The organism is Streptomyces sp. 2323.1 (assembly GCF_900221035.1).
In the GTDB taxonomy this organism is placed as follows: Bacteria; Actinomycetota; Actinomycetes; order Streptomycetales; family Streptomycetaceae; genus Streptomyces; species Streptomyces sioyaensis.
In genome coordinates, this window is the sequence record NZ_LT907981.1 from 3,060,687 (window position 1) to 3,086,844 (window position 26,158).

General features: G+C 70.8%; 25 protein-coding genes. 6 read left to right on the forward strand and 19 right to left on the reverse strand.

Annotation, left to right across the window (positions count from 1 at the left end; translation table 11 throughout):
• Positions 1-2 precede the first annotated feature (2 nt).
• Complete coding sequence (locus CPH93_RS12610; protein ID WP_093484828.1) at positions 3-287, reverse strand: hypothetical protein; 285 nt, start codon at positions 285-287, stop codon at positions 3-5.
• Positions 288-429: 142 nt separating this feature from the next.
• Positions 430-1,590, reverse strand: a complete 1,161-nt coding sequence (locus tag CPH93_RS12615; RefSeq protein ID WP_096212896.1) for an adenosine deaminase — start codon at positions 1,588-1,590, stop codon at positions 430-432.
• A 103-nt stretch (positions 1,591-1,693) separates the two neighbouring features.
• On the opposite strand from CPH93_RS12615, the gene CPH93_RS12620 reads away from it, so the two are divergent.
• Positions 1,694-2,500, forward strand: a complete 807-nt coding sequence (locus CPH93_RS12620) for an alpha/beta hydrolase (protein WP_096212897.1) — start codon at positions 1,694-1,696, stop codon at positions 2,498-2,500.
• Between the two features lie 26 nt (positions 2,501-2,526).
• Here CPH93_RS12620 and CPH93_RS12625 read toward each other — a convergent pair whose 3' ends face one another.
• Positions 2,527-3,507, reverse strand: coding sequence for a LysR family transcriptional regulator (locus tag CPH93_RS12625; RefSeq protein ID WP_093484825.1), 981 nt, complete (start codon positions 3,505-3,507; stop codon positions 2,527-2,529).
• Between the two features lie 95 nt (positions 3,508-3,602).
• Between CPH93_RS12625 and CPH93_RS12630 the strand changes: the two genes are divergently transcribed.
• The gene (locus tag CPH93_RS12630; protein ID WP_093484824.1) at positions 3,603-4,922 is read left to right on the forward strand and encodes an MFS transporter; all 1,320 of its coding nucleotides are present in this window, start codon (positions 3,603-3,605) and stop codon (positions 4,920-4,922) included.
• A 75-nt stretch (positions 4,923-4,997) separates the two neighbouring features.
• On the opposite strand, the gene CPH93_RS12635 is transcribed toward CPH93_RS12630, so the two are convergent.
• From CPH93_RS12635 to CPH93_RS12705, 15 genes are all read right to left on the reverse strand, one after another.
• Positions 4,998-5,588 (reverse strand): Uma2 family endonuclease, encoded by a 591-nt coding sequence (locus CPH93_RS12635; protein ID WP_231977296.1) that lies wholly within the window; start codon positions 5,586-5,588, stop codon positions 4,998-5,000.
• Positions 5,589-5,686: 98 nt separating this feature from the next.
• On the reverse strand, positions 5,687-6,964 hold the full coding sequence (locus CPH93_RS12640; protein ID WP_096212898.1) for a thymidine phosphorylase: 1,278 nt from the start codon (positions 6,962-6,964) through the stop codon (positions 5,687-5,689).
• Between the two features lie 119 nt (positions 6,965-7,083).
• The gene (locus CPH93_RS12645; protein ID WP_197708750.1) at positions 7,084-7,254 is read right to left on the reverse strand and encodes a hypothetical protein; all 171 of its coding nucleotides are present in this window, start codon (positions 7,252-7,254) and stop codon (positions 7,084-7,086) included.
• A gap of 459 nt (positions 7,255-7,713) precedes the next feature.
• Positions 7,714-7,986, reverse strand: a complete 273-nt coding sequence (locus tag CPH93_RS12650; RefSeq protein WP_096212899.1) for a hypothetical protein — start codon at positions 7,984-7,986, stop codon at positions 7,714-7,716.
• On the reverse strand, positions 7,983-8,336 hold the full coding sequence (locus CPH93_RS12655; protein WP_093484821.1) for a DUF6247 family protein: 354 nt from the start codon (positions 8,334-8,336) through the stop codon (positions 7,983-7,985). Before CPH93_RS12655 ends, CPH93_RS12650 begins: the two co-directional genes overlap by 4 nt.
• Before the next feature lie 233 nt (positions 8,337-8,569).
• Entirely contained in the window at positions 8,570-8,965 is a 396-nt protein-coding gene (locus CPH93_RS12660; protein ID WP_096212900.1) for a cytidine deaminase, read from the reverse strand.
• Entirely contained in the window at positions 8,962-10,254 is a 1,293-nt protein-coding gene (locus CPH93_RS12665; RefSeq protein WP_173909795.1) for an ABC transporter permease, read from the reverse strand. The genes CPH93_RS12660 and CPH93_RS12665 overlap by 4 nt, the downstream gene beginning before the upstream one ends.
• 73 nt (positions 10,255-10,327) lie before the next feature.
• Positions 10,328-11,443, reverse strand: coding sequence for an ABC transporter permease (locus tag CPH93_RS12670; protein WP_093484819.1), 1,116 nt, complete (start codon positions 11,441-11,443; stop codon positions 10,328-10,330).
• Complete coding sequence (locus tag CPH93_RS12675; protein ID WP_371126881.1) at positions 11,440-13,116, reverse strand: ABC transporter ATP-binding protein; 1,677 nt, start codon at positions 13,114-13,116, stop codon at positions 11,440-11,442. The genes CPH93_RS12670 and CPH93_RS12675 overlap by 4 nt, the downstream gene beginning before the upstream one ends.
• A 130-nt stretch (positions 13,117-13,246) precedes the next feature.
• Entirely contained in the window at positions 13,247-14,281 is a 1,035-nt protein-coding gene (locus CPH93_RS12680) for a BMP family lipoprotein (RefSeq protein WP_093484817.1), read from the reverse strand.
• A 141-nt stretch (positions 14,282-14,422) separates the two neighbouring features.
• Positions 14,423-15,679, reverse strand: coding sequence for an amidohydrolase (locus CPH93_RS12685; protein ID WP_096215415.1), 1,257 nt, complete (start codon positions 15,677-15,679; stop codon positions 14,423-14,425).
• 183 nt (positions 15,680-15,862) lie between these two features.
• Entirely contained in the window at positions 15,863-17,041 is a 1,179-nt protein-coding gene (locus CPH93_RS12690) for a hypothetical protein (protein WP_096212901.1), read from the reverse strand.
• A 56-nt stretch (positions 17,042-17,097) separates the two neighbouring features.
• The gene (locus CPH93_RS12695) at positions 17,098-18,024 is read right to left on the reverse strand and encodes an N-acetylneuraminate synthase family protein (protein ID WP_093484815.1); all 927 of its coding nucleotides are present in this window, start codon (positions 18,022-18,024) and stop codon (positions 17,098-17,100) included.
• Positions 18,025-18,090: 66 nt separating this feature from the next.
• Positions 18,091-19,296, reverse strand: coding sequence for an acylneuraminate cytidylyltransferase (locus tag CPH93_RS12700; protein ID WP_093484814.1), 1,206 nt, complete (start codon positions 19,294-19,296; stop codon positions 18,091-18,093).
• A gap of 56 nt (positions 19,297-19,352) precedes the next feature.
• Positions 19,353-20,690, reverse strand: coding sequence for a DUF6716 putative glycosyltransferase (locus CPH93_RS12705; protein WP_096212902.1), 1,338 nt, complete (start codon positions 20,688-20,690; stop codon positions 19,353-19,355).
• Positions 20,691-20,878: 188 nt separating this feature from the next.
• Here CPH93_RS12705 and CPH93_RS12710 point away from each other — a divergent pair, with 188 nt between their 5' ends.
• The 4 genes from CPH93_RS12710 to lepB all read left to right on the forward strand — a co-directional run bounded on the left by CPH93_RS12710 (position 20,879) and on the right by lepB (position 25,510).
• A complete protein-coding gene (locus CPH93_RS12710; protein WP_093484812.1) occupies positions 20,879-21,856 on the forward strand; it encodes a glycosyltransferase family 2 protein in 978 nt (325 codons plus the stop codon).
• A complete protein-coding gene (locus CPH93_RS12715; protein ID WP_096212903.1) occupies positions 21,856-23,211 on the forward strand; it encodes an alpha-2,8-polysialyltransferase family protein in 1,356 nt (451 codons plus the stop codon). Before CPH93_RS12710 ends, CPH93_RS12715 begins: the two co-directional genes overlap by 1 nt.
• The gene (locus CPH93_RS12720) at positions 23,208-24,371 is read left to right on the forward strand and encodes an acyltransferase family protein (protein ID WP_096212904.1); all 1,164 of its coding nucleotides are present in this window, start codon (positions 23,208-23,210) and stop codon (positions 24,369-24,371) included. The genes CPH93_RS12715 and CPH93_RS12720 overlap by 4 nt, the downstream gene beginning before the upstream one ends.
• Positions 24,372-24,616: 245 nt before the next feature.
• On the forward strand, positions 24,617-25,510 hold the full coding sequence (gene lepB, locus CPH93_RS12725; RefSeq protein ID WP_173909796.1) for a signal peptidase I: 894 nt from the start codon (positions 24,617-24,619) through the stop codon (positions 25,508-25,510).
• Here lepB and CPH93_RS12730 read toward each other — a convergent pair.
• Positions 25,463-26,146, reverse strand: a complete 684-nt coding sequence (locus CPH93_RS12730) for a TetR/AcrR family transcriptional regulator C-terminal domain-containing protein (RefSeq protein WP_093484808.1) — start codon at positions 26,144-26,146, stop codon at positions 25,463-25,465. The two genes, lepB and CPH93_RS12730, sit on opposite strands and share 48 nt — an antisense overlap.
• Positions 26,147-26,158 lie beyond the last annotated feature (12 nt).

Sequence of the window (26,158 nt, forward strand, 5' to 3'; positions counted from 1 at the left end):
GTTCAGCCACCGAGGGGGAGGGTCTTGGTGACGGCGCTGGTCGGCAGGCCGCCCAGCAGCTTGTTGCCCTGGGAGTTCATCTTGGTCTTGACGTCGTTGCCGGTCGCCTTGGTCTTGGTGAGACCGGAGACGGTCTTGGCGGCGTCCTTCACCGGCAGGCTGTGCAGCACGCCGGTGGTGTCCCCGGCGGCGACCGCCGGGGCGGCGCTGGCGACGCCCGCGGCGGTGACGGCGAAGGCGGCGCCGAGGGCGGCGACACCGAGAGTCTTGATGGTTCCCTGCTTCATCGAATTACGTCCTCGTTGATGGGGGCTTGACCGGCCAATCAACCTACTGATGTGCCAACCGGCGCCGCAAACAGCCGAGGCGAATGGAAAAACGGCCGGTGGACAATCCACCGGCCGCTGCGCTATACGCTCACACTTTCCCTTACACAGAGTCAGAACCGCTGCTCACAGGGGTCGTTGTGGCTGCCGGGCGGAACAGCCATTCGGCCCGGAGTTCCGCATAACCGGGCTTGATGACGTCATTGATCATGGCCAGTCGTTCATCGAAAGGAATGAACGCTGATTTCATCGCATTGACTGTGAACCACTGCATGTCATCGAGCGTGTATCGAAATGTCTTGACCAGGTGCTCGAATTCGAGGGACATGTTCGTCCCGCTCATCAGCCGGTTGTCGGTGTTGACGGTGAGCCGGAACTGCAGCCGGCGCAGCAGGCCGAGGGGGTGCTCCGCGTAGGACGCGGCGGCGCCGGTCTGGAGGTTGGAGGTCGGGCACATCTCCAGCGGGATGCGCTTGTCCCGTACGTACGAGGCGAGCCGGCCGAGCTTGACCGAGCCGTCGTCGGCGACCTCGATGTCGTCGATGATCCGGACGCCGTGACCGAGGCGGTCGGCGCCGCACCACTGCAGGGCCTGCCAGATGGACGGCAGGCCGAAGGCCTCACCGGCGTGGATGGTGAAGTGGTTGTTCTCCCGCTTGAGGTACTCGAAGGCGTCGAGGTGGCGGGTGGGCGGGTAGCCGGCCTCGGCTCCCGCGATGTCGAAGCCGACGACGCCGGTGTCGCGGTAGCGGTTGGCGAGTTCGGCGATCTCCAGGGCGCGGGCGGCGTGCCGCATGGCGGTCAGCAGGGCGCCGACGCGGATGCGGTGGCCGTTCTCGCGGGCCCGCCGCTCGCCCTCGCGGAAGCCCTCGTTGACGGCCTCGACGACCTCTTCGAGGCTCAGGCCCTGCTCCAGGTGCTGCTCGGGCGCGTAGCGGACCTCGGCGTAGACGACGCCGTCGGCCGCGAGGTCCTCGGCGCACTCGGCGGCCACCCGGGCCAGTGCGTCGCGGGTCTGCATGACGGCGCAGGTGTGCGCGAAGGTCTCCAGGTAGCGCTCCAGCGAGCCGGAGTCGGCGGCCTCACGGAACCAGACCCCGAGCTTTTCCGGGTCGGTTTCGGGCAGTCCCTCGTAGCCGGTCTCGCGGGCCAGCTCGACGACGGTGGCGGGGCGCAGGCCGCCGTCGAGGTGGTCGTGGAGCAGCACCTTGGGGGCACGGCGGATCTGTTCACTGGTCGGAAGGGTGGTGGTCTCGCTCGTCATTTCGGCACTCTAGCCCCTACGCGCGTAGATATCGCCGAACGATACGTAACAGTGACCCGTCCGCAGGGTGGCGGGCACGCCACGATCTGCCATCGTTCTGGTCATGGCTCAGCAAGCACTGCCGGTGCGCGAAGCCCGGCTGGGAAAACCGCTGGGAACGAGTGGCAGGGACGGGGCGCGCGAGGCGCTCCGGTGGAGGGGTGGTGGCGGCCGGGAGGTCAGCGGGGTGGCGCTGCTGCTGCCCGGGGGCGGGCCGACGGGGGTGCGGCGGCCGTCGCCGGTGACGGCGCTGGCGATGCGTCCGCTGGCGCGCCGGCTGGCGAAGGCGGGGCGGCCCGAGGGCTTGACGGCTCATGTCGTGCGCTACCGCCACAGCGGCTGGAACGGGACCGCGGCCCATCCGGCGAACGATGCGGCCTGGGCCCTGGAGGAGGTCGTCCGCCGTTACGGCGATGTGCCGGTCTGCCTGGTGGGGACGGGCATGGGGGCCCGCGCCGCCCTGCACGCCGCCGGGCATCCGGCCGTCAACTCCGTACTGGCGCTGGCTCCTTGGCTGCCCGACCCGCAGCAGGACCGGGCGCAGCCCGATCCGGTCAAACAGCTCATCGGCCGGCAGGTCCTGCTGGTGCACGGCACCAACGACGAACGCACCGACCCCGATCTGTCCTACCGCTACGCCGAGCGCGCCAAGAAGGTCAACCGCGACACCTGCCGCTTCGAGGTGCACTCCGACGGCCACTCGCTGCACCAGCACCGCGGCGAAGTCCAGGCCCTGGCGGCCGACTTCATGCTGGGCTCGCTGTTCGCGCGGGACTTCGCCCGGCCGGTGCGGGACGCGCTGGCCGCACCGCCGCCGCTCGGGCTGCGGATGCCGCTGGCGGCGGGCTTCGGCGCGTCGCTGCGGCACTGACGCCCTCCCCCGCGCGGCAATGCTCGTCACCGGGGCAGCAGCTTCCCCCGCCGGCTCAGCAGGAACTTCTTGAACGCGGCCACCGGCGGGGTGTCCGGGTGGCCCTCCAGCCAGGCGACGCCGATCTCGCGGACCGCCCGCGGCGCGGTGACGGTCAGCTCGGCCACCCCGGGCCGCGGCACGGCGGGCGGCGGCAGCAGCGCCACCCCCAGCCCCGCCGCGACCAGTCCGCGCAGCGTCTCGGCCTCCTCCCCCTCGAACGCGACCCGTGGGGTGAAGCCCGCCTCGGCGCACAGCGCATCGGTGATCCGGCGCAGCCCGTAGCCGGGTTCGAGGGTGACGAACAGTTCCCCGGCCGCCTCCGCGAGCCGGACCCGCTTGCGGGCGGCCAGCGGGTGGTCGTCCGGGACGACCAGGCGCAGCTTCTGCTCGTCGAGCCGCCGGGCGACCAGGTCCGGGTAGTCGGGGACCGGCGAGGTCAGACACAGGTCGAGGTCACCGGCGCGCAGCCGCTCGATCATCGCCTCGCCGTAGTTCTGGACGAGCTGGAAGCGCACCCGCGGGTGGTCGGCGCGGAAGCTGCGGATCAGGCCGGGCACGGTCTCCGAGCCCATGGTGTGCAGAAAGCCGAACGCCACCTTCCCGGCCGCCGGGTCGACGTCGGCCCGTACGGATTCGGTCGCCCGTTCCAGGTCCGTCAGCGCCCGTTCGGTGGAGGCGAGGAAGGCGCGGCCGGCCGGGGTGAGGGAGAGGGTGCGGCCGTGCCGGGCGAAGAGGGCGACACCGAGGTCGTCCTCCAGGCGGACCAGGGCGCGGCTGAGGGTGGGCTGCGGGATGCCGAGCTCCAGCGCGGCGCGGGTGACGTGTTCGTGCCGGGCGACGGCGGTGAACTGGGCGAGCCGCGGGGCGAGAACGGCCGCCCAGGAGCCGGTGCCGAGCTCGGCCGCCTCCGCCTCCCCACCGCCACGAGCTGTCGTTGCGGCGTCTTTTCTGTTGCGACCTTGCAACAGAGGCTCTCCTGACCTGCGATCATGCATCACAGCATTGATTATGCCGTTTCCATGCATTGGACGCATGAAACTCAGAGGCCTACTTTCAAACCATGCCTCCCGCTGATACCGGGGCGTCCGTCACCGACCGTGCGGCCGCCTCTCCCCCGTCGTCCACCGGCTCCTCTTCTTCCGCCGCCACGACCGACCCAGAGTCGGCCAAGCTGCGGCCGGGCGGCCCCGGCTACCGCCGGATGAGCTTCGCCCTCTTCGCCGCCGGAGTGGCCACCTTCGCGCTGCTCTACTCCACGCAGGCGCTGCTGCCCGCGATCTCCACCGACCTCGCGGTGAGCCCCGACCAGGCCAGCTGGACCGTGTCCGCGGCCACCTTCGGCCTGGCGCTCGGCGTGATCCCGCTGAGCGCGGTCTCCGAGCGCTTCGGCCGGCGCACGCTGATGACGGTGTCCCTCACGGTGGCCACGCTGATCGCGATGCTGGTGCCGTTCGCCCCGTCGCTCGGCGTCCTGATCGCGCTGCGCGGCATCCAGGGTGTGGCGCTGGCCGGGCTGCCGGCCTCGGCGATGGCGTTCCTGGCCGAGGAGGTACGGGCCAAGGCCCTGGTGGCGGCCATCGGACTGTTCGTGGCGGGCAACAGCATCGGCGGGATGTCCGGCCGGATCGTGACCGGCTGGGTGGCCCAGGCCTGGGGCTGGCGCGCCGCGCTCGGCGCGGTGGGTGTGCTGGCCGTCGTCTGCACGGTGACGTTCCGGCTGCTGGTCCCCAAGGCCCGGCATTTCGTGTCCCGTTCGGTGGGCCCGCGGGCACTGGCCCGTACGCTCGGCGGCCACCTCGCCGACCCGCTGCTGCGCCGTCTCTACGCCATCGGCGGGCTGTTCATGACGGTCTTCGGCGCGGTCTACACGGTCATCGGCTACCGCCTGGTCGCCGAGCCGTTCAACCTCCCGCAGGGCATCGTCGGTTCGATCTTCGTGGTCTATCTGGTCGGTACGGTCTCCTCGGCCGCGGCCGGCAAGCTGGTCGCCCGCACGGGCCGTCGCGGCGCCCTCTACCTGGCCGTCGGCACCACCTCCACGGGCCTGCTGCTCTCGCTGGCCGACTCGGTGTACGCCGTCCTGGCGGGGCTCATCCTGATCACCGCGGGCTTCTTCGCGGGCCACGCGGTCGCCTCGTCCTCGGTCAGCCGCACGGCCAAGACGGCCCGCGCCCAGGCGTCGGCCCTCTACCAGTGCGCCTACTACACCGGCAGCAGCCTGGGCGGCGCACTCGGCGCCGCCGCCTTCTACGCCGTCGGCTGGGAGGGCACCGTCCTCCTCGGCCTCGTCGCGATGGTCGCCGCCGCCTCCATCACCCTCTACGCCACCCGCAAGGCCGTGGCCGAACGCCGGCTCCTCCACCTGGAGAAGGCCGCGTAACACCCCTCGGTCCGAAGGGCCCGCCCTGCCACCTGTCCTGGTGGGGCGGGCTCTTCGTCCATGTGCGGCGGGTGGTCATGGCGACAGGAAGTCGTCCGTGCCGATGGTCACGCCGAACGGGTCGGGGAGGTGGGCCGGCTCGCCGAACTTCATGGTGCTGCGCCTGCGATACGTCTCGCCCTCGGGCTCGCCGTAGAGGGTGAGGATCGGGCCACCCGGGGCCCACTTGTCCACAAGCAGGTAGAGCGGGACGCCCGCGCAGGCGTATCCGGCGCGCTTCTGGGTCCGTGCGTGCACCGCGTTCGTCACCGAGGTGATCTCGACGACGAGTTCGGCGGCTGCGGCGGGAGTGACGTAACCGGCGACGCTCAGTGCGGCTTCGGGCGCCACGACAAGGTGCGGGACGTAGATTCCGCGGCGGGCGGGAAGGGCCAGGCCGAGTTTCTGATAGGCGCCCCAGTCATCCGGCATGACGGAGTAAAGAGGGCGTTGCAGCGTGCAGACGATCACGTTCTGCAGAGTGTCGCGCGGCGGCGCCACGGTGATGACGCCGTCGATGATCTCCACCATGCAGCCCTCAGGGGCCTCGGTGTCCTCCCAGATGCGGACGAGGGCCTCCCAAACGCGGCCCTCCTGCGGGTAATGCTCGGCGGTGAGTGGAATCACGGCGGCTCCTCGGCTTCACTTCACCCCCGACTCCACCACGCCGAACGGGACCCGCGGCAGCCCGCAGGTCCCGTTCACCCATACGGGAAAACCCCAGGTCAGGCGATCCGCTCCAGCACCACCGGGGTGGCGGCGAAGGCCGCCTCCTCGGGGCCGACGAGGACGCCGCCGTCGAGGGCCTCCAGGGCGTAGGGGAACTTCTCGGGGGTGTCGGTGTGCAGCGTCAGCAGGGGCTGGCCGGCGGTGACGGTGTCGCCGGGCTTGGCGTGCATCTCGATGCCCGCGCCCGCCTGGACCGGGTCCTCCTTGCGGGCGCGGCCGGCGCCCAGGCGCCAGGCGGCGAGGCCGACGGCGTAGGCGTCGAGGGTGGTGAGGGTGCCGGAGGAGGCGGCGGTGACGACGTGGTGTTCGCGGGCGACGGGGAGGGTCGCGTCGGGGTCGCCGCCCTGGGCCGCGATCATGCGGCGCCAGTGGTCCATGGCGGAGCCGTCGGCCAGTGCCTTGGCCGGGTCGGCGTCCTTGAGGCCGGCCGCGTCGAGCATTTCGCGGGCGAGGGCGAGGGTGAGGTCGACGACGTCCTGGGGGCCGCCGCCGGCCAGTACCTCGACGGATTCGCGGACTTCGAGGGCGTTGCCGGCGGTCCGGCCGAGGGGGGTGGCCATGTCGGTGAGCAGGGCGACGGTCTTCACGCCGTGGTCGGTGCCCAACTCGACCATGGTGGAGGCCAGTTCGCGGGCGTCATCGAGGTGCTTCATGAAGGCGCCGGAGCCGACCTTGACGTCCAGGACGAGGGAGCCGGTGCCCTCGGCGATCTTCTTGGACATGATCGAGGAGGCGATGAGCGGGATGGACTCGACGGTGCCGGTGACGTCGCGGAGCGCGTAGAGCTTCTTGTCGGCGGGGGCGAGACCGTCGCCCGCGGCGCAGATGACGGAGCCGACGTCGCGGAGGACGTTCAGCATCTCGTCGTTGGAGAGGGTCGCGCGCCAGCCGGGGATGGCTTCGAGCTTGTCGAGGGTGCCGCCGGTGTGGCCGAGGCCCCGGCCGGAGAGCTGCGGGACGGCGGCACCGCAAGCGGCGACGAGCGGGGCGAGCGGGAGGGTGATCTTGTCGCCGACACCGCCGGTGGAGTGCTTGTCGGCGGTGGGGCGGGGCAGGGAGGAGAAGTCCATGCGCTCGCCGGAGGCGATCATGGCGGCGGTCCAGCGGGCGATCTCCGTGCGGTTCATGCCGTTGAGGAAGATGGCCATCGCCAGGGACGACATCTGCTCGTGGGCGACCTCGCCGCGGGTGTAGGCGTCGATGACCCAGTCGATCTGAGCGGGGGTCAGCTCGCCGCGGTCGCGCTTGGTACGGATGACGGAGATGACGTCCATGGACGGTTCCTTTCGAACGGGTAGGTCCGTTCTACACGCATAGACGCCGGGGTGGCCAGGGGCGGCGGGCGGCCGCCCCTGGGGCGGCCCCAGGGGCGGTGCGCTGCCGCCGGTGTCGGCTACAGCGTCCAGCGGTGGAGCTGGCCGTCCGGTTCCGCGTAGGTCACGGTCTGCTCAGCGGGGCCGGCCTCGATGCTGAACCACTCGCGTCGTGGCCGGTTGAGCCGCCGCCACAGCTGGTGGGCTTCTTCCATCGGTGCCCACAGGTCGCGCGGTCCGGTGGAAGTCACCAGCGGCGTCGCCTACCGATGGGGACAAAAGCCAACGCCAGTCGAGGAGGCGCGGCCGCCCGGAAAGCCGAAGTACCGCGCGAAGAGCCACCGGCGCAGCGGCCACCTGGTCCTCACTTTCCCCGGCAAGAGCATGGATGTCCTTGCCCCTGGACTCGCCATGCCTTGAATCCTGGCGAGTCGAGGGGAGGCACACGCCTTGCCTCCAGGGCCACTTGACCGAAAAGGGCACCAGGAAAAATGCCTGTGGTGCGGAGTCGGACCGGTAGGTCCGCGGAACAACAGAGGCCGTAGCACAGTTAGACCCTGTCGGGGCCACGGCCGATCTGATGGAGGCGGGCAGCTACTTGTCTGTCGCATCTGGCGCCGGTGTGATGCCCACCGGGCAGGAGACCCCGGTGCCTACGGGACTCGCGTGCCAAGTAACCCTAGGTACGCACGATGCTTCAGTGGCGACGGCTACAGCGCGTCGAACGGTGGCATGATGCGGACGATGATGATCAGCGGGGCACGTGGTGCCACGAGGAAGTAGAACCAGCCGCCGGCCGCGTCCATGCGGCGCAGGCCTCCCGGTCGGGGACCGTTGCCGAAATCGCTGACGTCGATGCCCGTCTTTGCAAGGTCTACGAGCTGGCCGGCCAGACGTTCCACTTCCGTCACCACGTGACCGGGTATACCGCCCGCCACATGTTCGTGGTCGGGGTCGTACTCCCAGCGCCAGTCAGCGCTCACCGCGCCGGGAGTCCGATGGCGGCGTGGGCTTCGTCCAGGATCCGGCCGATCTCGGAGGCCGCCTGCCGTGCCTGAGCCGCGTCGCCCGATTCGGCAGCGTTCTCCCACCGGCGGAGGTCCGCTGCCACGTCGGGCTGACGCTGGATGTGGACATAGGCGGCCCACTGGGCGATGAACCGCTGGAGCGGTGCCAGGTCGGAGCCCTGCCGGGACTGGTCGGCCGCTTGGTCCAACTCCCGTGTGAAGGCCGGCAGCGCTGCGGGCGCGATCTGGCTGATCGCCTGTCGCAGTGCGGCAACCGTGGCAGGGGGCTGGGGAATGAGTGGCTGCCCAGCGGCGGAGGTGGTCATGGCTACTCCCATGGGCGTGATTCTGATCCCGTGCGTCAGCGTATCCGGCGCAAGTGCTCTCCCTCCCCTCGAACGAGTGAGGGAGAGGCGGTGTGACTACCCGCGCCTGGACCGGGCTGGCGGGAGCGTTCTACTGCTCCGTGACTTCCGGGGCGTGCGCGATCCCGGAGCCGCTTGCTGGACGCCCGCGACTCCATGCCGTACCGCAGAGCCGCCATCAGCCGGCCGCCCCGTCATCCCTTCAGATGCCCCGCCCCGAACGCATCCGGCAGCAGCTCCGACAGCGGGCGGATGCCGGCCGCCGTGTCGACCAGGAGGTCGGGGCCGCCGTGTTCGTGGAGGAGTTGGCGGCAGCGGCCGCAGGGGACGAGCAGGTCGCCGGCGTGGTCCACGCAGGTGAAGGCGGTCAGGCGACCGCCGCCGCCGGCGTGCAGGGCGGAGATCAGGCCGCATTCCGCGCAGAGCGAGAGGCCGTACGAGGCGTTCTCGACGTTACAGCCGGTGACGATGCGGCCGTCGTCCACCAGGGCGGCGGCGCCGACGGGGTAGCGGGAGTACGGGGCGTAGGCCCGGGACATCGCGTCCCGGGCCTGCCCTCGCAACGACTCCCAGTCGGGAGCGGTGGTCACTTGCCCTGGCCCCTTCGGTAGATCTTGCCGATGGCCTTCGGGGGCCGCAGTCGCTGGGCGGCCAGCGCGAGTACCAGCAGCGTGGTGATGTACGGGGCGACGCTGACGATCTCCAGGGCGACGGTCGTCGTGGTGAGGTACCAGACGGCGAGCAGCACCGCGCAGACCAGGCTGATGACGGCCTGGGTGCGGTAGCCGGTGCGCAGCTTCCACACCGCGAGGCCGACGAGCAGGACGGCGAGCAGGAGCAGCAGCGCATGGACGGTGGGGCCGCCGCCGCGCAGCTGGAGCGCGTCCATGAAGCCGAACAGGCCGGCGCCCATGGCGACGCCGCCCGGGCGCCAGTTGCCGAAGATCATGGTGGCGAGGCCGATGTAGCCACGGCCGCCGGTCTGGCCGTCCTGGTAGATGTGCACGTAGATCGCGAGGAAGGCGCCGCCGAGTCCGGCCAGCGCACCGGAGACGACCACCGCCGCGTACTTGTAGCGGTAGACGTTGACGCCGAGCGATTCGGCCGCGATCGGGCCCTCACCGCAGGAGCGCAGCCGCAGCCCGAAGGAGGAGCGCCACAGGACGAAGAAGGTGAGCACGAAGAGGACGGCGGTCAGCACCGTCAGCCAGGAGACATTGCTGACCAGGGAGCCGCAGATGCCGGCCACGTCGGAGACCAGGAACCAGTGGTGCTGCTCGATGGAGTAGAGCCAGTCGGACAGGCCGGGGACGGTGAAGGTCGGCATGTCGGGCATCGGTGGCGACTGCTTGTCGTTGCCGCCGGCCGCGGCGGCCGCGCTGCCCTCCGCGCCGAACCACAGCTTGGCGAGGAACTGGGTCATGCCGAGCGCCATGATGTTGATGGCGACGCCGGAGATGATGTGGTCGACACCGAAGGTGACGGTGGCGAGGGCGTGCAGCAGTCCGCCGAATGCGCCGCCGACGATGCCGGCCAGGGCCGCGGCCCACGGGCCGTGCTCCCAGCCGACCGCGCCGGCGGAGAAGGCGCCGAGCATCATCATGCCTTCGAGGCCGATGTTGATGACGCCGGAGCGCTCGGCCCACAGGCCGCCGAGGCCGGCCAGGCCGATCGGCACGGCGGCGTTGAGTGCCGCGGTGTACTGGCCGGATTCGGTCAGGTTGTTGGCGCCGGTGATGACCCGCAGCAGGGACAGCAGGATCAGCGCGCCCGCGATGATCAGCAGCACCTTGGGGTAGGTGAGCTTCATCCTGGGGGGCTTGGGCTTGTGCTTGTGGCCGGTGCTCTCCGCGACCGGGGCCGTGAGGTTCGTACTCATGCCGAGACCTCGCTTCGCTCGGCCGCGCATTCGCACGGCACGCACCTCTCGATGGTTCGCTCACTCCGTTCGCTCACGAGGTCACCTCCGCCTTGTCGGTCTTACGGGCCTGGGCGGCGAGCTGCTCGCCGACCTGCCGCTGCTGGAGTCTGAGGCCGTAACGGCGCACGAGCTCGTAGGCGATGACGACGCAGAGCACGATGACGCCCTGCATCACGCCGACGATCTCCTGCTGGTAGTCCTCGAATTCGAGCTGGGTGCCGGTGCGTTCGAGGAAGCCCCACAGCAGCGCGCCGAAGGCCATGCCGACCGGGTGGTTGCGGCCCAGCAGCGCGATGGCGATGCCGGTGAAGCCGATGCCGATGGGGAAGTCGGTGCCGTAGTTGTACGACTCGCCGAGCAGCGTCGGCATGCCGATCAGGCCCGCCGCGGCGCCGGACAGCAGCATGGAGGTGACGATCATCCGCTTGACGCTGACGCCGCCCGCCTCGGCCGCGGACTCGGACTGGCCGACCGTGCGGAGGTCGAAGCCGAAGCGGGTGCGGTTGAGCACGAACCAGTACACGAAGCCGACGACCACGGCGACGACGAGGAAGCCGTCGAGGGGAGCGGGCTGGGTGGGGAGGGTGAAGAAGTGGCTGGAGGCCGGGAGGTTCGGCGTGTGGAAGAGGTTGCCGTCCTTGACCGCGAGCCGGCCGTCCTGGAGGAAGTAGCCGATGACCGCCGCCGCGATGGCGTTCAGCATGATCGTGGTGATCACTTCGCTGACGCCGCGGGTGGTCTTCAGCAGACCCGCGATGCCCGCCCAGACCGAGCCGACCAGCATCGCGACGAGGATGATCAGCGGGATCTGGAGGAAGCCGGGGAGCGTCAGGGCACCGCCGACCACCGCGGCGAAGAACGCCGCGATGCGGTACTGGCCGTCGACGCCGATGTTGAAGAGGTTCATCCGGAAGCCGATGGCGACGGCCAGCGCGGACAGGTAGTACGGGACCGCCTTGTTGATGATCCACACCTGGCTGTCGCTCTTCGAGCCGAAGTCGGCCATCACGGCGTAGGCGTGCAGCGGGTCCTTGCCGGTGGCCAGGATGATCACCGAAGTGATCAGCAGGGCCGCCACGATGGCGAGGACGGGGGCGGCGATCCCGAGGATCACCTTGTTCTTGTCGAACCTGGCGAACTTCTTCACTCGGAATCACCTTCCTCCGTCGACGGGCCCTCGGCGGAGCCGTTGTCAGATGCTTCAAGGTGGCCGGTTGCGGCGCCGGTCATGGCCGAGCCCAACTCCTCCGGGGTGATGGTGGCGGGGTCCGCGTCGGCGACCAGCCGCCCGCGGTACATGACCCGCAGGTTGTCGGACAGCCCGATCAGCTCGTCGAGGTCGGCCGAGATCAGCAGCACGGCCAGCCCTTCCCGGCGCGCCTCGCGGATCTGGTCCCAGATCTGCGCCTGGGCGCCGACGTCCACGCCCCGGGTGGGGTGTGCGGCGATGAGCAGCTTGGGGTGGTGGCTCATCTCGCGGCCGACGATCAGCTTCTGCTGGTTGCCGCCGGAGAGCGAGGCCGCGGTGACCTCGATGCCGGGGGTACGGACGTCGTACGCGGCGACGATCCGCTCGGTGTCGGCGCGGGCGGCCTTGAGGTCCAGCAGCCGGCCCTTGGCGTTGGGCTTCTCGGTGACGTGGCCCAGGATGCGGTTCTCCCACAGCGGGGCCTCCAGCAGCAGGCCGTGCCGGTGGCGGTCCTCGGGGATGTAGCCGATGCCGTCCTCGCGCCGGGTGCGGGTCGGCGCGTGGCTGATGTCGGTGCCGTCCAGCTCGATGGTGCCGCTGTCGGGGTCGCGCATGCCCATCAGGGCCTCGACCAGTTCGGCCTGGCCGTTGCCCTCGACACCCGCGATGCCCAGCACTTCGCCCTTGCGGATGGTCAGCGACACATCGTCCAGGACGGTACGGGCCACTCCCTCGGCGTCGGTGGTGGTCAGCCGCAGCGCTTCGACCTTCAGCATCTCCACGTCCGTGACCGTCGACTCGCGGGTCTGCGGCGACGGCAGCTCGCTGCCGACCATCAGCTCGGCGAGCTGCTTGGGCGTGGTCTCGCTGGGGACGACGGAGCCGACGGTGGTGCCGCGCCGGATGACGGTGATGTCGTCGGCGACCGAGAGCACCTCGCCCAGCTTGTGCGAGATGAAGATGACGGTCAGGCCCTCGGCCTTGAGCTCCCGCAGGTTGTCGAAGAGCGCGTCGACCTCCTGGGGGACCAGGACCGCGGTCGGCTCGTCGAGGATGAGGGTGCGGGCGCCGCGGTAGAGGACCTTGAGGATCTCCACGCGCTGGCGGTCGGCGACACCGAGGTCCTCCACGAGGACGTCGGGGCGGACACCGAGGCCGTAGCGGTCGGAGATCTTGAGGATCTCGGCGCGGGCCTTGCCGCTGATGCCGTGCAGCTTCTCGCCGCCGAGGACGACGTTCTCCAGGACGGTGAGGTTGTCGGCGAGCATGAAGTGCTGGTGCACCATGCCGATGCCGCGGGCGATCGCGTCGGCCGGGCTGTGGAAGCTGACCTGTTCGCCGTCGATGCGGATGGTGCCCTCGTCCGGCTTCTGCATGCCGTAGAGGATCTTCATCAGCGTGGACTTGCCCGCGCCGTTCTCACCGACGAGCGCGTGGACGGTGCCGCGGTGGATGGTGATGTCGATGTCGTGGTTGGCGACGACGCCCGGGAACCGCTTGGTGATCCCGCGGAGTTCCACCGCGGGTGCTGCGGCGGGGGCGCTGCCTGCCTGGGGGCTGCTGGACGCTTTGATGGCGCACTCTCCTCGGGGGACAGGGAGTGGTACGGAGGAGCGGGGAGGCGACGGTATCGCGCCAACTCCCGCGCTACGCGCGTAGTGTCGGCGCCTGAAAAAAGCCGAAGGGGCTGCCGGGTCGCTCCGGCGAACGGGCCTGGCGCGGCGGCTCGGTGGCCACCGCGCCGGGCCCGTTGGTGCCCTGCTACTTGGCGGGGGTCTCCTTGACCTTCACCTGGCCCGACGCGATCTTCTTCTTCGCCGCGTCGATCTTGCCCTGGATGTCGTTGATGAAGCCGCCCGAGGTGGACAGGCGCACGCCGTCGTCCTTGAGCGTGTAGCTCTTGGTGCCGGTCAGCGGCTTCTTGTCCTTGACGCTCTTGACGAGGTCGTAGACCGCCACGTCGACGTTCTTCATCACCGAGGTGAGGATCGAGCCCTTGTACTTCGCCAGACCGGGCTGGAGGTACTGGTCGGAGTCGACGCCGATCGCCCAGGTGCCCTTCTTGCCGGCGACCGTCTCGATCGAGCCGTTGCCGGACTGGCCGGCCGCGGTGTAGATGACGTCGATGCCGGAGTCGAGCATGCCCTTGGCCTTGCCCTTGGCGGCGGCCGGGTCGTTGAAGCCCTTGTCGTCGTTGGCGTAGAGGTACTCGGAGGTGACCTTCGCCTTGGGGTCGGTCTCCTTGACGCCCTGCTCGAAGCCGGCCTGGAACTTCTGGATCAGCGCGTTGTTCACACCACCGATGAAGCCGACCTTGTGGGTCTTGCTCTTCAGCGCGGCGGCGACACCGGCGAGGTAGGAGGCCTCGTTCTCGGCGAAGACCATGCCGTAGACGTTCTTGGCCTCGGCGGGCGAGTCGACTACGCCGAACGTGGTCTTCGGGAAGTCCTTGGCGACCTTGTTGACGGACTTGCCGTAGTTGAAGCCGACGCCGATGACGGGGTTGAAGCCGGCCTCGGCGAGGGAGGACAGCCGCTGCTCGCGGTCCGCCTCGGTCTCGCCGTTCTTGGCGGTCATCATCTTGGACTTGACGCCGAGGTCCTTACCGGCCTTGTCCACACCGCGGGCAGCGGCTTCGTTGAACGAGTGGTCGTCCCGGCCGCCGACGTCGAAAGCGAGGCCGACGCCCTTGTTCTGGCCTCCGGACTCGGTGGACGACGCGCCACAGGCGGTCAGCGAACAGGTGAGGGCCGCGGTGGCGATGCCCGCGGCAACGATCTTGGATACCCGGCGCACGAGGGGCCCCTTCGACTCGTAGCGCCTCCATTGGCGCTGATTCCGCGGCATCGTAACGCGCGTAGATGTCAGATAAAGGGGGTGCTGGAAGCCGTTATCGGATCGTCGCGAACGCGAGCTGACGAGCAGGGTTCGCCGAGGTTACGCCCGGTCACCGTCGAGCAACGCGGCGGCGGTGAAGAGCTCGACACCCACCGTGATCGCCCGCTCGTCGACGTCGAAATCGCCGCGGTGCAGATCGCGGCGGGTCGTCTCGGCGGGTGGGTGGACGCCGAGGCGGGCCATGGCACCGGGGACGTGTTCGAGGTACCAGGAGAAGTCCTCGCCGCCGAGGGACTGCTCGGTGTCCTCGATGGCGCCCTCGCCGCGGCGGGCGGTCATCGCGGAGTGCAGCAGCTGGACGGTGACCGGCTCGTTGACCACCGGCGGCACCCCGCGGACGTAGGTGATCTGCGACTTCGCGCCGTGCAGCGTGGCGACCTCGTCGATCGCCGCATGGACCAGGTCCGGAGCCTGCCGCCAGGCGTCGAGGTCGAGGCAGCGGACGGTGCCGGAGAGCTCGGCGTGCTGCGGGATCACGTTGCAGGCGTGGCCGGAGGCCAGGCGGCCCCAGGTGACCGCGAGCCCCGCGCGGGCGTCGACCCGGCGGGAGAGCAGCGCCGGGACGTCGAGGGCGACCCGGGACGCGGCGGTGACCATGTCGGTGGTCAGATGCGGGCGGGCGGTGTGACCGCCGGGGCCGTCGAGTCCGACCTCCAGACGGTCGCAGGCGGAGGTGATCGCTCCCACCCGCAGCCCGATCCGGCCGGCGTCGACGCGCGGGTCGCAGTGGACGGCGAGGATCCGGCCGACGCCTTCCAGGACGCCGGACTCGATCGCGTCGGAGGCACCGCCGGGCAGCACCTCCTCGGCGGGCTGGAAGATCAGCCGGACCGGGCGCGGCAGGGCGCCGGTGCGGGCGAGTTCGGCGAGGACCAGGCCGGCGCCGAGGACGACGGTGGTGTGGACGTCGTGGCCGCAGGCGTGCGCCCGGCCGGCGATCGTCGAGGCGTAGTCGACGTCCTTGGTGTCGGGGATGGGCAGGGCGTCGATGTCCGCGCGCAGGGCCAGCAGGGGGCGGGCGGGGTCCGCGGCGACGGCCTGCCCGTCGGCCGTGGCGTCGGGGGTGCCGATGTCACACATCAGGCCCGTGCCGGTGGCCAGCACCCGGGGGCGCAACCCGGCCCGCTCCAGCCGCTCCTTGATCGCCGCGGTGGTCCGGAGCTCCTGGTTGCCGAGCTCGGGGTGCATGTGCAAGTCGCGCCGGAACAGGCTGAGTTCGGCGCGCAGCGCGTCGGGGAGCGTGCCGGGGAGCTGGTCCCCGGCGGGGGTACGGGCGGAGCCGGCATCGCGGGACATCAGATGGTTCACCTGGGCAGGTTACGGGCCCGGGTGGGGCAACTGTCCCTCGATCAACAAAAGTTCAGCCCGTTAGGGGAAGAAAATCTAGGCCGCTCGGCGCATGGACGGTTTATGCGAAGGGTATGCAGTAGGGCTTCCTGCGCGGTGCCGTCGTCCGCCCGGCCGGACGTCGGCCGGTCCTCAGCCGGCGGCCATCTGCTGGGTGAAGGGCAGCCGCTGGACGTCCCGGGCGGTGCCGGTGACGCCGTCGAGGAAACCCTGGGCGCGCGGTGAGGCGTGGGCGGTCAGCCACTGCGGATCGATGTCGCAGACCGCGACCTTGACCTCGGTGCCGAGCAGGGCGAGTGGCAGGGTGTGCACGACGGTGGAGGGGAAGCTGACGATCAGCGCTCCGATGGGGCCGCGCCGGGCGATCAGCTCCAGCGGCAGGTCCGGGCGGACGACCTCCAGGCCGGTTTCGGCGGACAGCCGGCGCAGCTTCTCGGTGCTCTCCTTGCGGTGCGCGAAGTAGCGGGTGGCGCCGTGCGTACGGGCCAGGGCGCCGACCGCGGCCAGATAGCGGTCGGCGTCCACGACGCCGGTCTCCACCAGCGAGGTGCCGACGATGTCGGCGGCGCGGGTGAGCCGGGGCGGGCCGAAGCGACCGCGGGTCCAGGCGAAGTCGTTGGCGGTGACCTCGACGCCGGGCGGTACCTCGACGGGCATCGAGCTGAACAGGCCGACGGTGCGCCGGCCGCCCTCGGGCGTGGGGGTGAGCCGGCGCCTGGCGGTGGCCGAGAACGGCGCGAAGGCCAGGTCCCGGGCGCCGCGCCCGCTGCCGTTGCGGTGCCAGCGCACCAGCCGTTCGCCGCGGGCGAGTTGGGAGATGAACTCCATGGTGGCGGTGCCGTCGTCGACGACGACCAGATCGCGCGCCTTGGTGAGGGTGAGCAGCAGCTGGACGTAGCGGGAGAACGGGTCGCCGATGACGATGCGCCCGGCGCGGCGCAGCATCGGGGTGAGCCCGCCGATGGTGCGCACCGGGGCGGTGGGGCCGCCGCGGGCCTCTTCCCAGCGCACCGCATGGCCTTCGTCGCGGGCGAGTTCGGCCATCCGGCGCAGCTGGCCGCGGGTCATCGGGTCGTGCGGCGAGAGCACGACGACGGTGAGTGCGGTGGCCTGTGCCGTGTGCGCCCATTCCAGGACGTTCAGCAGCTGCACCGGGCTCTCGACGAAGGCGAGGGTGCCCCTGCCCCGGGCGGCCGGGCCCTTGCCGTCGCCGGTGGTCCGGTGGCGCTGGCGCGGGACCCCCCGGAGACGACGGGCGGGAGTATCCGTCGTCTCCGGGGGCGGGACCTCGGCGCCGGGCGTGACGGGCACGGCGCGGGCCCCTTCAGGTGAGCTCACCTTGGCTCCCGTCGGTTCGTCGGTGGGGCTCAGACGGCGGCCGGCTCGGCGGCCTCGGCCTCGGCGACCACACCGGTGACGCGGCGCAGCTTCTTCATCGGGCCGAGCTCGCTCTCGTAGACCTTCTTGACGCCGTCACCGAGGGACTCCTCGATGGTGCGGATGTCGCGGACCAGGCGGGTCAGGCCGCCGGGCTCGACGGAGGCGGCCTGGTCGGAGCCCCACATGGCGCGGTCGAGGGTGATGTGGCGCTCGATGAAGGTGGCGCCGAGGGCGACCGCGGCGAGGGTGGTCTGCAGACCGGTCTCGTGGCCGCTGTAGCCGATCGGGACGTTGGGGTACTCGTCCTGCAGGGTGTTGATCATGCGCAGGTTGAGCTCCTCGGCCTTGGCCGGGTAGGTGCTGGTGGCGTGGCAGAGCAGGATGTTGTCGCTGCCCAGGACCTCGACGGCGTGCCGGATCTGCTTGGGGGTGGACATGCCCGTCGAGAGGATGACGGTGCGGCCGGTGGCGCGCATGGCGCGCAGCAGCTCGTCGTCGGTGAGCGAGGCGGAGGCGACCTTGTAGCAGGGCACGTCGAACTTCTCCAGGAAGGCGACGGACTCGACGTCCCACGGGGAGGCGAACCACGCGATGCCGCGCTTCTTGCAGTACTCGTCGATGGCGCGGTAGCCGTCCTCGTCGAACTCCACGCGGTGGCGGTAGTCGATGTAGGTCATCCGGCCCCAGGGGGTGTCGCGCTCGATGTCCCACTGGTCGCGCGGGGTGCAGATCTCCGGGGTGCGCTTCTGGAACTTCACCGCGTCGCAGCCGGCGTCGGCGGCGGCGTCGATCAGCGCGAAGGCGTTCTCCAGGTCGCCGTTGTGGTTGATGCCGATCTCACCGGTGACGTAGACGGGGCGGCCGGGGCCGGCCTCGCGGTTGCCGAGGGTGCGGAGGCGGGAGTTGTTGCTCATGGGGAGATTCCTTCGTGTTGATCAGTGTGCGGGGGTGGGGTCTGGGGTGTACGGGGCTGGGCGGGTTTACAGGGACGGGCCCAGGAGCCAGGCGGCGATCTCGCGGATGGCGCCGCTGCCGCCGGGCGTCGCGGTGACGGCGCGGGCCGCGCCGCGCACCACGTCGTGGGCGCCGGCGACCGCCACGGGCCAGCCGACGAGGTCGAAGCACGGCAGGTCGTTGACGTCGTTGCCGACGTAGAGCACGCGCTCGGGCGCGATGCCGGCCTCCTCGCACCACTGCTTGAGGGCGAGGTCCTTGCGGTCGATGCCGTGCAGGACGGGCACCTTCAGCTTGCGGGCCCGTGCGGCGACGACCGGGTTGGTCTCGGTGGACAGGATCAGCAGCTTCAGCTCCGCCTTGCGCAGGGCTGCGACGCCGAGGCCGTCGCCGCGGTGGACCGCGACGATCTCCCGTCCGTCGGAGTCGATCAGCACCCGGTCGTCGGTCTGGGTGCCGTCGAAGTCGAGGACCACCGCGTCGATGTCCTCGCGGGTGGGGAGGGCGCCGGGGCGCGGGGCGTCCAGCAGCGGGGCCAGCGCGCGGGCGCGGGCGAGATCGTGCGGGTCGTCGATCTCCAGCACCCGGGCGGGGTCGGTGCGGACGAGTTCGGTGCGGCCGAAGAAGCGGTGGCCGCTGGTGCGGAAGCCGGCCGCGTCCATGGCGTAGGCGGCGCCGGTCTCCAGCAGGTCCTGGGGGCGGTCCTGGCGGCGCGGCCGGAAGGACTTGTCGTGGTTGACGCCGTGGCCGCCGTCGGTGGCGTCGGCCGTGCCGGCCACGGCGTTCTCGGCGTCGCGCCAGACGAAGCCGTGGAAGGGGGCGACGGTCAGCGCGCTGTCCGCGCCGTCCTCGACGACCGCGGCGGCCACCCCGTCGATGTCCTCGCGGACTATGAACGGGCTGGTGCACTGGACCAGCAGCACCGCGTCGACTGTGGTGCCCTGCTCGGCCTCGTAGGCGTCCATGGCGTGCAGGACGGCGGCCTCGCTGGTGGCGGTGTCGCCCGCGATGTCTCCGGGGCGGCGTACGACGACGGCTCCGGCGCCGCGGGCTGCGGCCGCGATCCCGGCGTCGTCGGTGGAGACGACGACATCGGTGACCAGGCGGGCGGCGCGGCACTCACGGACCGCACGGGCCACCAGGGGCACTCCCCCGACGGCGGCGAGGTTCTTGGCGGGCACGCCCTTGGATCCGCCGCGGGCGGGGATGACGGCCACAACAGTGGGTGACATTGCGGGCTCCTCGGTAGGGCTCGGGCCATCAGAGGTGGCGGGCGACGGGCGGGCGCTCACAGCTGCCCCCAGCGGCGGATGGCGGGGGCGACGCGCTGGACGCCGTGGCGGTAGGCGCCGCGGGCGGCCTCGCGGACCGTCTCGCGGGCGACCCGGCGCAGTCCGCCGGTCTCCTCGGGGGCCTCGTCGTATCCGGCGAGCGGCTCGCCGTGCGGGTCGAGGCCGTGCCGGGCGAGGATGCCGGGGAGGTAGCCGGGGGCGGTGCGGGGGGTGTAGTAGGGGGCGAGCGGCGGCAGCAGGCCGGCCTCGCGCAGCACGGTGACCCGGGCGCGGGCGGCGTCGAAGGCCTTCTCGTAGTCCCCGTGGGCGGCGACGCCCTGCCGGGCGAGCCAGTCGGCGTCCGGCTCCGGGCGGTGGCCGGCGTCCAGCTCGTCCCAGGAGGCCAGGCAGCCGGAGCCCAGGAAGTGGTGGTTGCCGAGGGCCTCGCGGACGCCGAGGTCGGTGAGGACGGCGGTGGGGATGCCGCGGTGCAGGGACTCCAGGGCGGCGGTCGAGCTGACCGTGACCATCAGGTCGGTACGGTCCAGGACCTCGCCCATGTTGCCGTACACCAGGCGGCAGTTGGCGGGCAGTCCGCCGGGCGCCTTGGCGGCGAGCTTCTGGTAGGGCAGTTCCTCGATGTGCGTGGTGTGCTCGCCCGGCTTGCTGCGGAGCTTGATCAGCACCTCGCGGTCGGGGTGCATGCGGGCGTGCTCCACCGCCCGGCGCAGCAGGTAGCCACGGTCCGCGCGGCTCTCCGGGACGGAGGGCTGGGCGGCGAACACCACGGTGTAAGGGGTGTGTTCGCCGGTGTAGCGCTCGCCGCCGAGGAAGGGCAGGGCGCATTCGACGACGCTGTGGTCGTCGGCGCCGACGCCGCGGTAGACCTCGCGGAACCGGTCCGCGTCGTGCCGGGAGTTGGCGAGTACGACGTCGGCGCCGTGCCGCAGCAGCAGCCCGTCGGCGAGCTTCTCGTAGACCACTCCGACGTAGCCGGTGACCACGACCGGGCGGTGCTGTCCGGCGGCGTCCGGCGTCCCGGCGCTCCAGGCGCGGGCCAGGCCGTGCAGCACGGCTTGCACCGCTCCGCCTACACAGGCCAGCACGATGACGTCATAGCGCGTACGGTCGACGGAACGCACGAAATCGACGCCCCTGATTTCGCGCAGCGAGTCCGCACGGGCGCCGACCTCGTCGAGCTGGCGGACCGTGGGGGTTGCGCGGCCGCGGAGGAGGTATCCGTCGAGTCGAATGTCCGATTGGAGCCGGTACGCTGTCAAAGCGCCCCATTTCCAGCGGGTATCCGAGTCGGCGAGCACGGCGACTCGCGGCGTGGAAGCGGTACGTGATGGCACGTCGAAGACGCTAGGAAGGCATTCCGTTTGGCGGGCCAACTGGGCCGCAACAAAGGGTTAACAGCGGGTCGACGAATGACGAACCGGCCCGATTGTCGGCCTGGTTAACCATCCCGCCATTCTTCGTTCACCCTGGGGTCCGCACCCCGTAAAGACGAAAGCCGGGCGCCGCGCCTAACGTCACCCGGGTGGTTAAGCTCTCCGTCATCGTGCCGTTCTACAACGTGCAGACATACGCGCCCGACACCCTGAAAAGCCTGGCGGCCAATGCCCGCGAGGATTTTGAATTCCTGCTCGTCGACGACTGCTCGCGCGACGAGACCCCTCAGATCCTCGCGCGCGCCGAGCGCGAGCTGCCGGGCGCCAGACTGCTGCGGCACGAACAGAACGGGGGGCTGGCCACCGCCCGGAACACCGGTCTGGACGAGGCCCGCGGCGAATACGTCACCTTCCTGGACGGCGACGACTGGCTCGCACCCGGCTACTACCCCCGACTCCTCTCGGCCATCGAAGAGTTGGGGTGCGACTTCGTCCGTACCGACCATGTCCAGTGCACCGCCCGGGCGCGCACCGTCCACCGGGTCCCGCACGGCCGGCGCGGGGTGGTGCTGGACCCGCGCGCGGTGATCCTGCCCGCCGACCGCTCCACCTCCGTCGACTACGCCTTCGCCTGGGCCGGGATGTACCACCGCCGGCTGCTGGACGACGGGGTGCTGCATTTCCGGGACGGGCTGCGCACCGCGGAGGACCGCCCGTGGATCTGGCGGCTGCACCGCGAGGCGCAGTCCATGGCGGTGATCGGACAACTCGGCGTTTTCTACCGGCGCGGAGTGGCCTCCTCCCTGACCCAGATCGGCGATGTGCGGCAATTGGACTTCATCCGCGCCTTCGATCAGGTGATCGAGGAGACCGCGCAAGATCGCGATGCGGAATTCCTGCTGCCCAAGGCGGTGCGCACCTATTGCGCGATCATTGCCCACCACCTCGGTTCGATCGAACGCTTCGAACCGCAGGTCGCCCGTAAATTGCGCGCGATGAGCGCGGCGGCCATGAAACGCATGCCGCAGGACGTACTGAAGGAAGCCCTGGATTCGATGGATGTGCAGCGCGCGTCCCGGCTGCGGCGACTGCGCCGTCGCCCTGTCCCGGCGGAGGTCGCCGCCTGATGTCCACCCGACCGCGTACCCAGATCTTCATGGCGTCCACGCTCTACGGCGCGGCGACGCTCGCCGCCGCGCTGGACGCCGACTGCTTCGCCCCGGCCGACCGCCGGCTGCTGCTGCTCAGCAACAACGCGGCGACCCCGGAGACCAGCGCCTCGCTGGACACCATGCCCGGCTTCGAGCGGCTGCGCGGCCGCTTCGACCGGGTGCTGTCCTGGAACGAGACGATCAGCCCGTTCCACCCCGGCGGCTGGTCCCCGCGCGCGGACGACGCCCCGATGTGGGAGCGGCATCTGCGGCTGCTGTGGGGCCTGGGCGACGACCGCGTCGAGCTGGTCGTGGAGTCCATCCAGGTCAACCCGGCACTGGCGGTCGCCCATCTGTTCCCCGACGCGCCGATCGACGTCTACGCCGACGGCCTGATGAGCTACGGCCCGACCCGCAACAAGCTCGACCCGCTGATCGGCACCCGGATCAACCGGCTGCTGCACCTGGACCTGGTGCCGGGCCTGACGCCGCTCCTGCTGACCGAGTTCGAGGTCGAGCCGCGGTGTGTGCCGGCCGACACCTTCCTCAAGGTGCTGTCCGAACTCTCCGATGCCAGCGGCGAGTTGGACCTGCCGGAGGGTGCCGCGCTGCTGCTCGGCCAGTACCTCTCCGCGCTGGGCATCCTCACTCCCGAGGAGGAAGAGGAGCTGCATGTGCGGATGCTGCGCGGCGCGGCCGAGCGCGGTCACCGCACGGTCGTCTTCAAGCCGCACCCGTCCGCGCCGGCCCGCTGGTCGCGGCTGCTGGAGCGGGAGGCCGAGAAGCTGGACCTGGAACTGACCGTGCTGGAGCGCCCGGTGCTGGCCGAGGTGCTCTACCAGCGGATGCGGCCCGCGCTGGTCGTCGGCTGCTTCTCCACCGCGCTGCTGACGGCGGCCACCTTCTACGGCCTGCCGACGGCGCGCACCGGCACCGGTCTGCTGCTGGAGCGGCTCACCCCGTACCAGAACAGCAACCGGATCCCGGTCACGCTCGTGGACGCGCTGGTGCCCGACCTGGGCGACCGCAGCGAGCAGCCGCGCACCGCCGCCACCGCGGAGAGCGTCGAGGGCCTGGTCGCCGCGGTCGGCTATGCGATGCAGCACCAGATGTACCCGGAGCTGCGGCCGCACGCCGAGCGCTATCTCGCGGCCCATCTCGACCAGTTCACCTGGCGCTACTTCAAGCGCCGCCGGCTGACCGCGCTGGCGCTGCCCGGCGCCATCCCGTCCCAGCTGTCGTTCATCCCGCGCAACGCCGCCGTCCGCCGGGTCGCCCGCCGGGCGCGCGCGGTGCAGCGGCGGCTGAAGAAGCGGGCCGCGTTCGGATGACCGCCACCGAGCTGACCACCGGCGCGCCACCGGTCACGCCGGTGGCCGTCACCGCCCCGGGACCGGCGGCAATACAAGGGCGCAGCCGTGGCGGTTCGTCGCGGCTGCGCGCCCTGGACGGGCTGCGGCTGCTCGCCGCGCTGATGGTCGCCGCGTACCACTACGGGGGGCGCAGCGGCGAGATATCCCAGGCCTGGGGCGGCACGCCCGCCCACCAATTCCCCACCCTGGCGCCGCTGTTCGCCTATGGCTGTCTGGGCGTCCAGATCTTCTTCGTGATCAGCGGCTTCGTCATCTGCCTCAGCGGCTGGGGCCGGACGCTGCGCGCCTTCATCGCCTCGCGCATCTCCCGCCTCTATCCCGCGTACTGGGCCGCGATCCTCCTGATCACCGCGGTCTTCGCGCTCCCCTGGGTCGCCTACAAGGCGCTGCCGCCCAGTGAGGTGCTCACCAACCTGACCATGCTGCAACAGCCGTTGGGCGTGGACCGGGTGCTGGGCGTGTGCTGGACCCTCTGGGCGGAGATGCGGTTCTACGCCCTCTTCGCGCTCTGCGTCGTCCTGCCGGGCGCCACCCGCAGCCGGGTGGTGCTCTTCTGCGCCGGCTGGACCCTGGCCGCCGCGCTCGCCCAGGCCGCGCACGAGCCCTTCCTCGACACCGTCCTGATGCCCGAGTACGCCCCGTTCTTCATCGGCGGCATCGGTCTGTATCTGCTGCACCGCTATGGCGCCCGCGATCCGATCGCCTGGGCGATAGTGCTGGTCAGCTGGCTGGTCGGACAGCATTACGCGGTCGCCGGGCTCTGGCACGCGGCGTCGGCCACCGCGTTCTCCTACCGTTCGACGGCCGGCATCATCGCCGTCGTCACGCTCGGCTTCGCCCTCGTCGCGGCGGTCGCCCTGGGCCTGCTGCGCTGGGCGAACTGGCGCTGGCTGACCGTCGCGGGCGCGCTGACGTACCCGTTCTACCTCGTCCATGAACACCTGGGGTGGGTGGTCGTCCGCGCCCTGCACCACACCCTCGGCCTGCCCTCGTACGCCACGCTGCTTCTGACGGTGGGGCTGATGCTGCTGCTGGCGTGGCTGCTGCACCGCTTCCTGGAGCGCCCGCTGACCCCGCTGCTGAAGCACGCGATCGATCCGCGGCGGCCGTCGCTCTGACGGCCGGGCGGTTCAACTCCGCGTGGAAACGACGTCCAAGAACCGCGTAGGAATCGCCCCGGGCCCGACGCCGTTCCCGGTGACTGTCACGGTCCGGGGAAAAGATCGAGATGTGCCTGATACACGGCCTCGGGACGATCGCAACAGGTGCCGCTTAACGTGCGGGGGAATGCGTGCGTGTTCAGCGCCGCACGGACGGCGGACGCAGGACAGTCGGCGGGCCTGGGGCGACCGACCGGTCCGGAGTGTCGACGGACCAGCAGCGGCCGTGGGGACGACTCGGGGGCGAGGAGGAGAGCGGCAGCGTGAAGAAGGCCAGAAGGCAGCGCGGCTTCTGGAAAGAGCTGCCGATTCTCATCGGTATCGCTCTTCTCCTCGCCCTGCTGATCAAGACCTTCCTGGTGCAGGCGTTCTCGATCCCGTCCGACTCGATGCAGGACACCCTGCAGCGCGGGGACCGGGTCCTGGTGGACAAGCTGACGCCATGGTTCGGCTCCGAGCCGCAGCGCGGCGAGGTGGTGGTCTTCCACGACCCGGGCGGCTGGCTCGACGAGACGCCGGCCCCTGAGCCCAACGCTGTCCAGCAGGTCCTCAGCTTCATCGGCCTGATGCCGTCAGCGGAGGAGAAGGACCTGATCAAGCGGGTCATCGCGGTCGGCGGCGACACGGTCGAGTGCCACGGCACCGGCCCGGTCAAGGTCAACGGCAAGGCGCTGAAGGAGGATTCGTACCTCTTTCCCGGCAACACCCCCTGCGGTGACAAGCCATTCGGGCCGATCAAGGTACCCAAGGGAAGCATCTGGGTCATGGGTGACCACCGTCAGAGGTCCCAGGACTCCCGTTACCACACGAACCTCAAGGGCAACGGCACCGTCGAGACCAAGCAGGTCGTGGGACGTGCCTTCACGATCGCATGGCCGATCAACCGCTGGTCGTGGCTGCCGGTGCCGGACACCTTCGACCAGCCCGGACTCGACAAGGCCGTCGCGGCGGCTCCGGCGGCGCTGGGCCTCGCGGGCGCGGTGCCGATCGCCGTATGGCGCCGCCGGAGTGGCGCCCGGCAGACCACCGAGGACACTGCGTCGCCGGCTTCACCCGCCCGCGGCAGTGGCCTCGACGCCCGCGATGATGAGCTGTAGCCCGGCCTCGAAGTTCCGGTCCATGTCGCCGAACATCTCCAAACCCGCCCGCGCCGCGAGGGGATAGTCCACGCCGATCTTCTCCGCGCGGCTCTCCAGGTCGTAGGCCGGGTCGCGGTCCTCCGGGCGGCGGGCCTCCGGCACGCCCGGCTCGGGATAGACGGACTGTTCCTCGATCACCACGCCGATGGTGTAGCTGTACGCGGTCCACCACGCCCGCGCCGCCAGGCCCGCCGAGAAGCCCGTCCCGGTGAGCCGGGTGAGGAGGTTGTCGAGCGGCCGGGCGTAGCTCTCGTCGGTCATCCGGGTGCCGCTGAAGACCTTGCCGCCGTCGCGGTAGCCGAGCAGTTCGCGGCGCAGCGCCCGGCAGCTGGTGAGCAGGGCGTCCCGCCACGTCCCGCCGAGGCCCGTCGTCCCGGGGCCCTCCCCGAGCATCGGCGCGATCATCCGCCGGAACATCTCGGTGGCCATCTCGTCCAGCAGCTCCTGTTTGTTCTTGAAGTGCCAGTACAGCGCGGGAGCCTGGACGTTCAGCTCCTTGGCGATGCGGCGCAGGGTGAGACCGTCGAGGCCCACCTCGTTCAGCAGCCGCAGAGCGGTGTCCACCACTTGTTTCCGGTCGATGCGAGAAACCATGTTGACAACTTA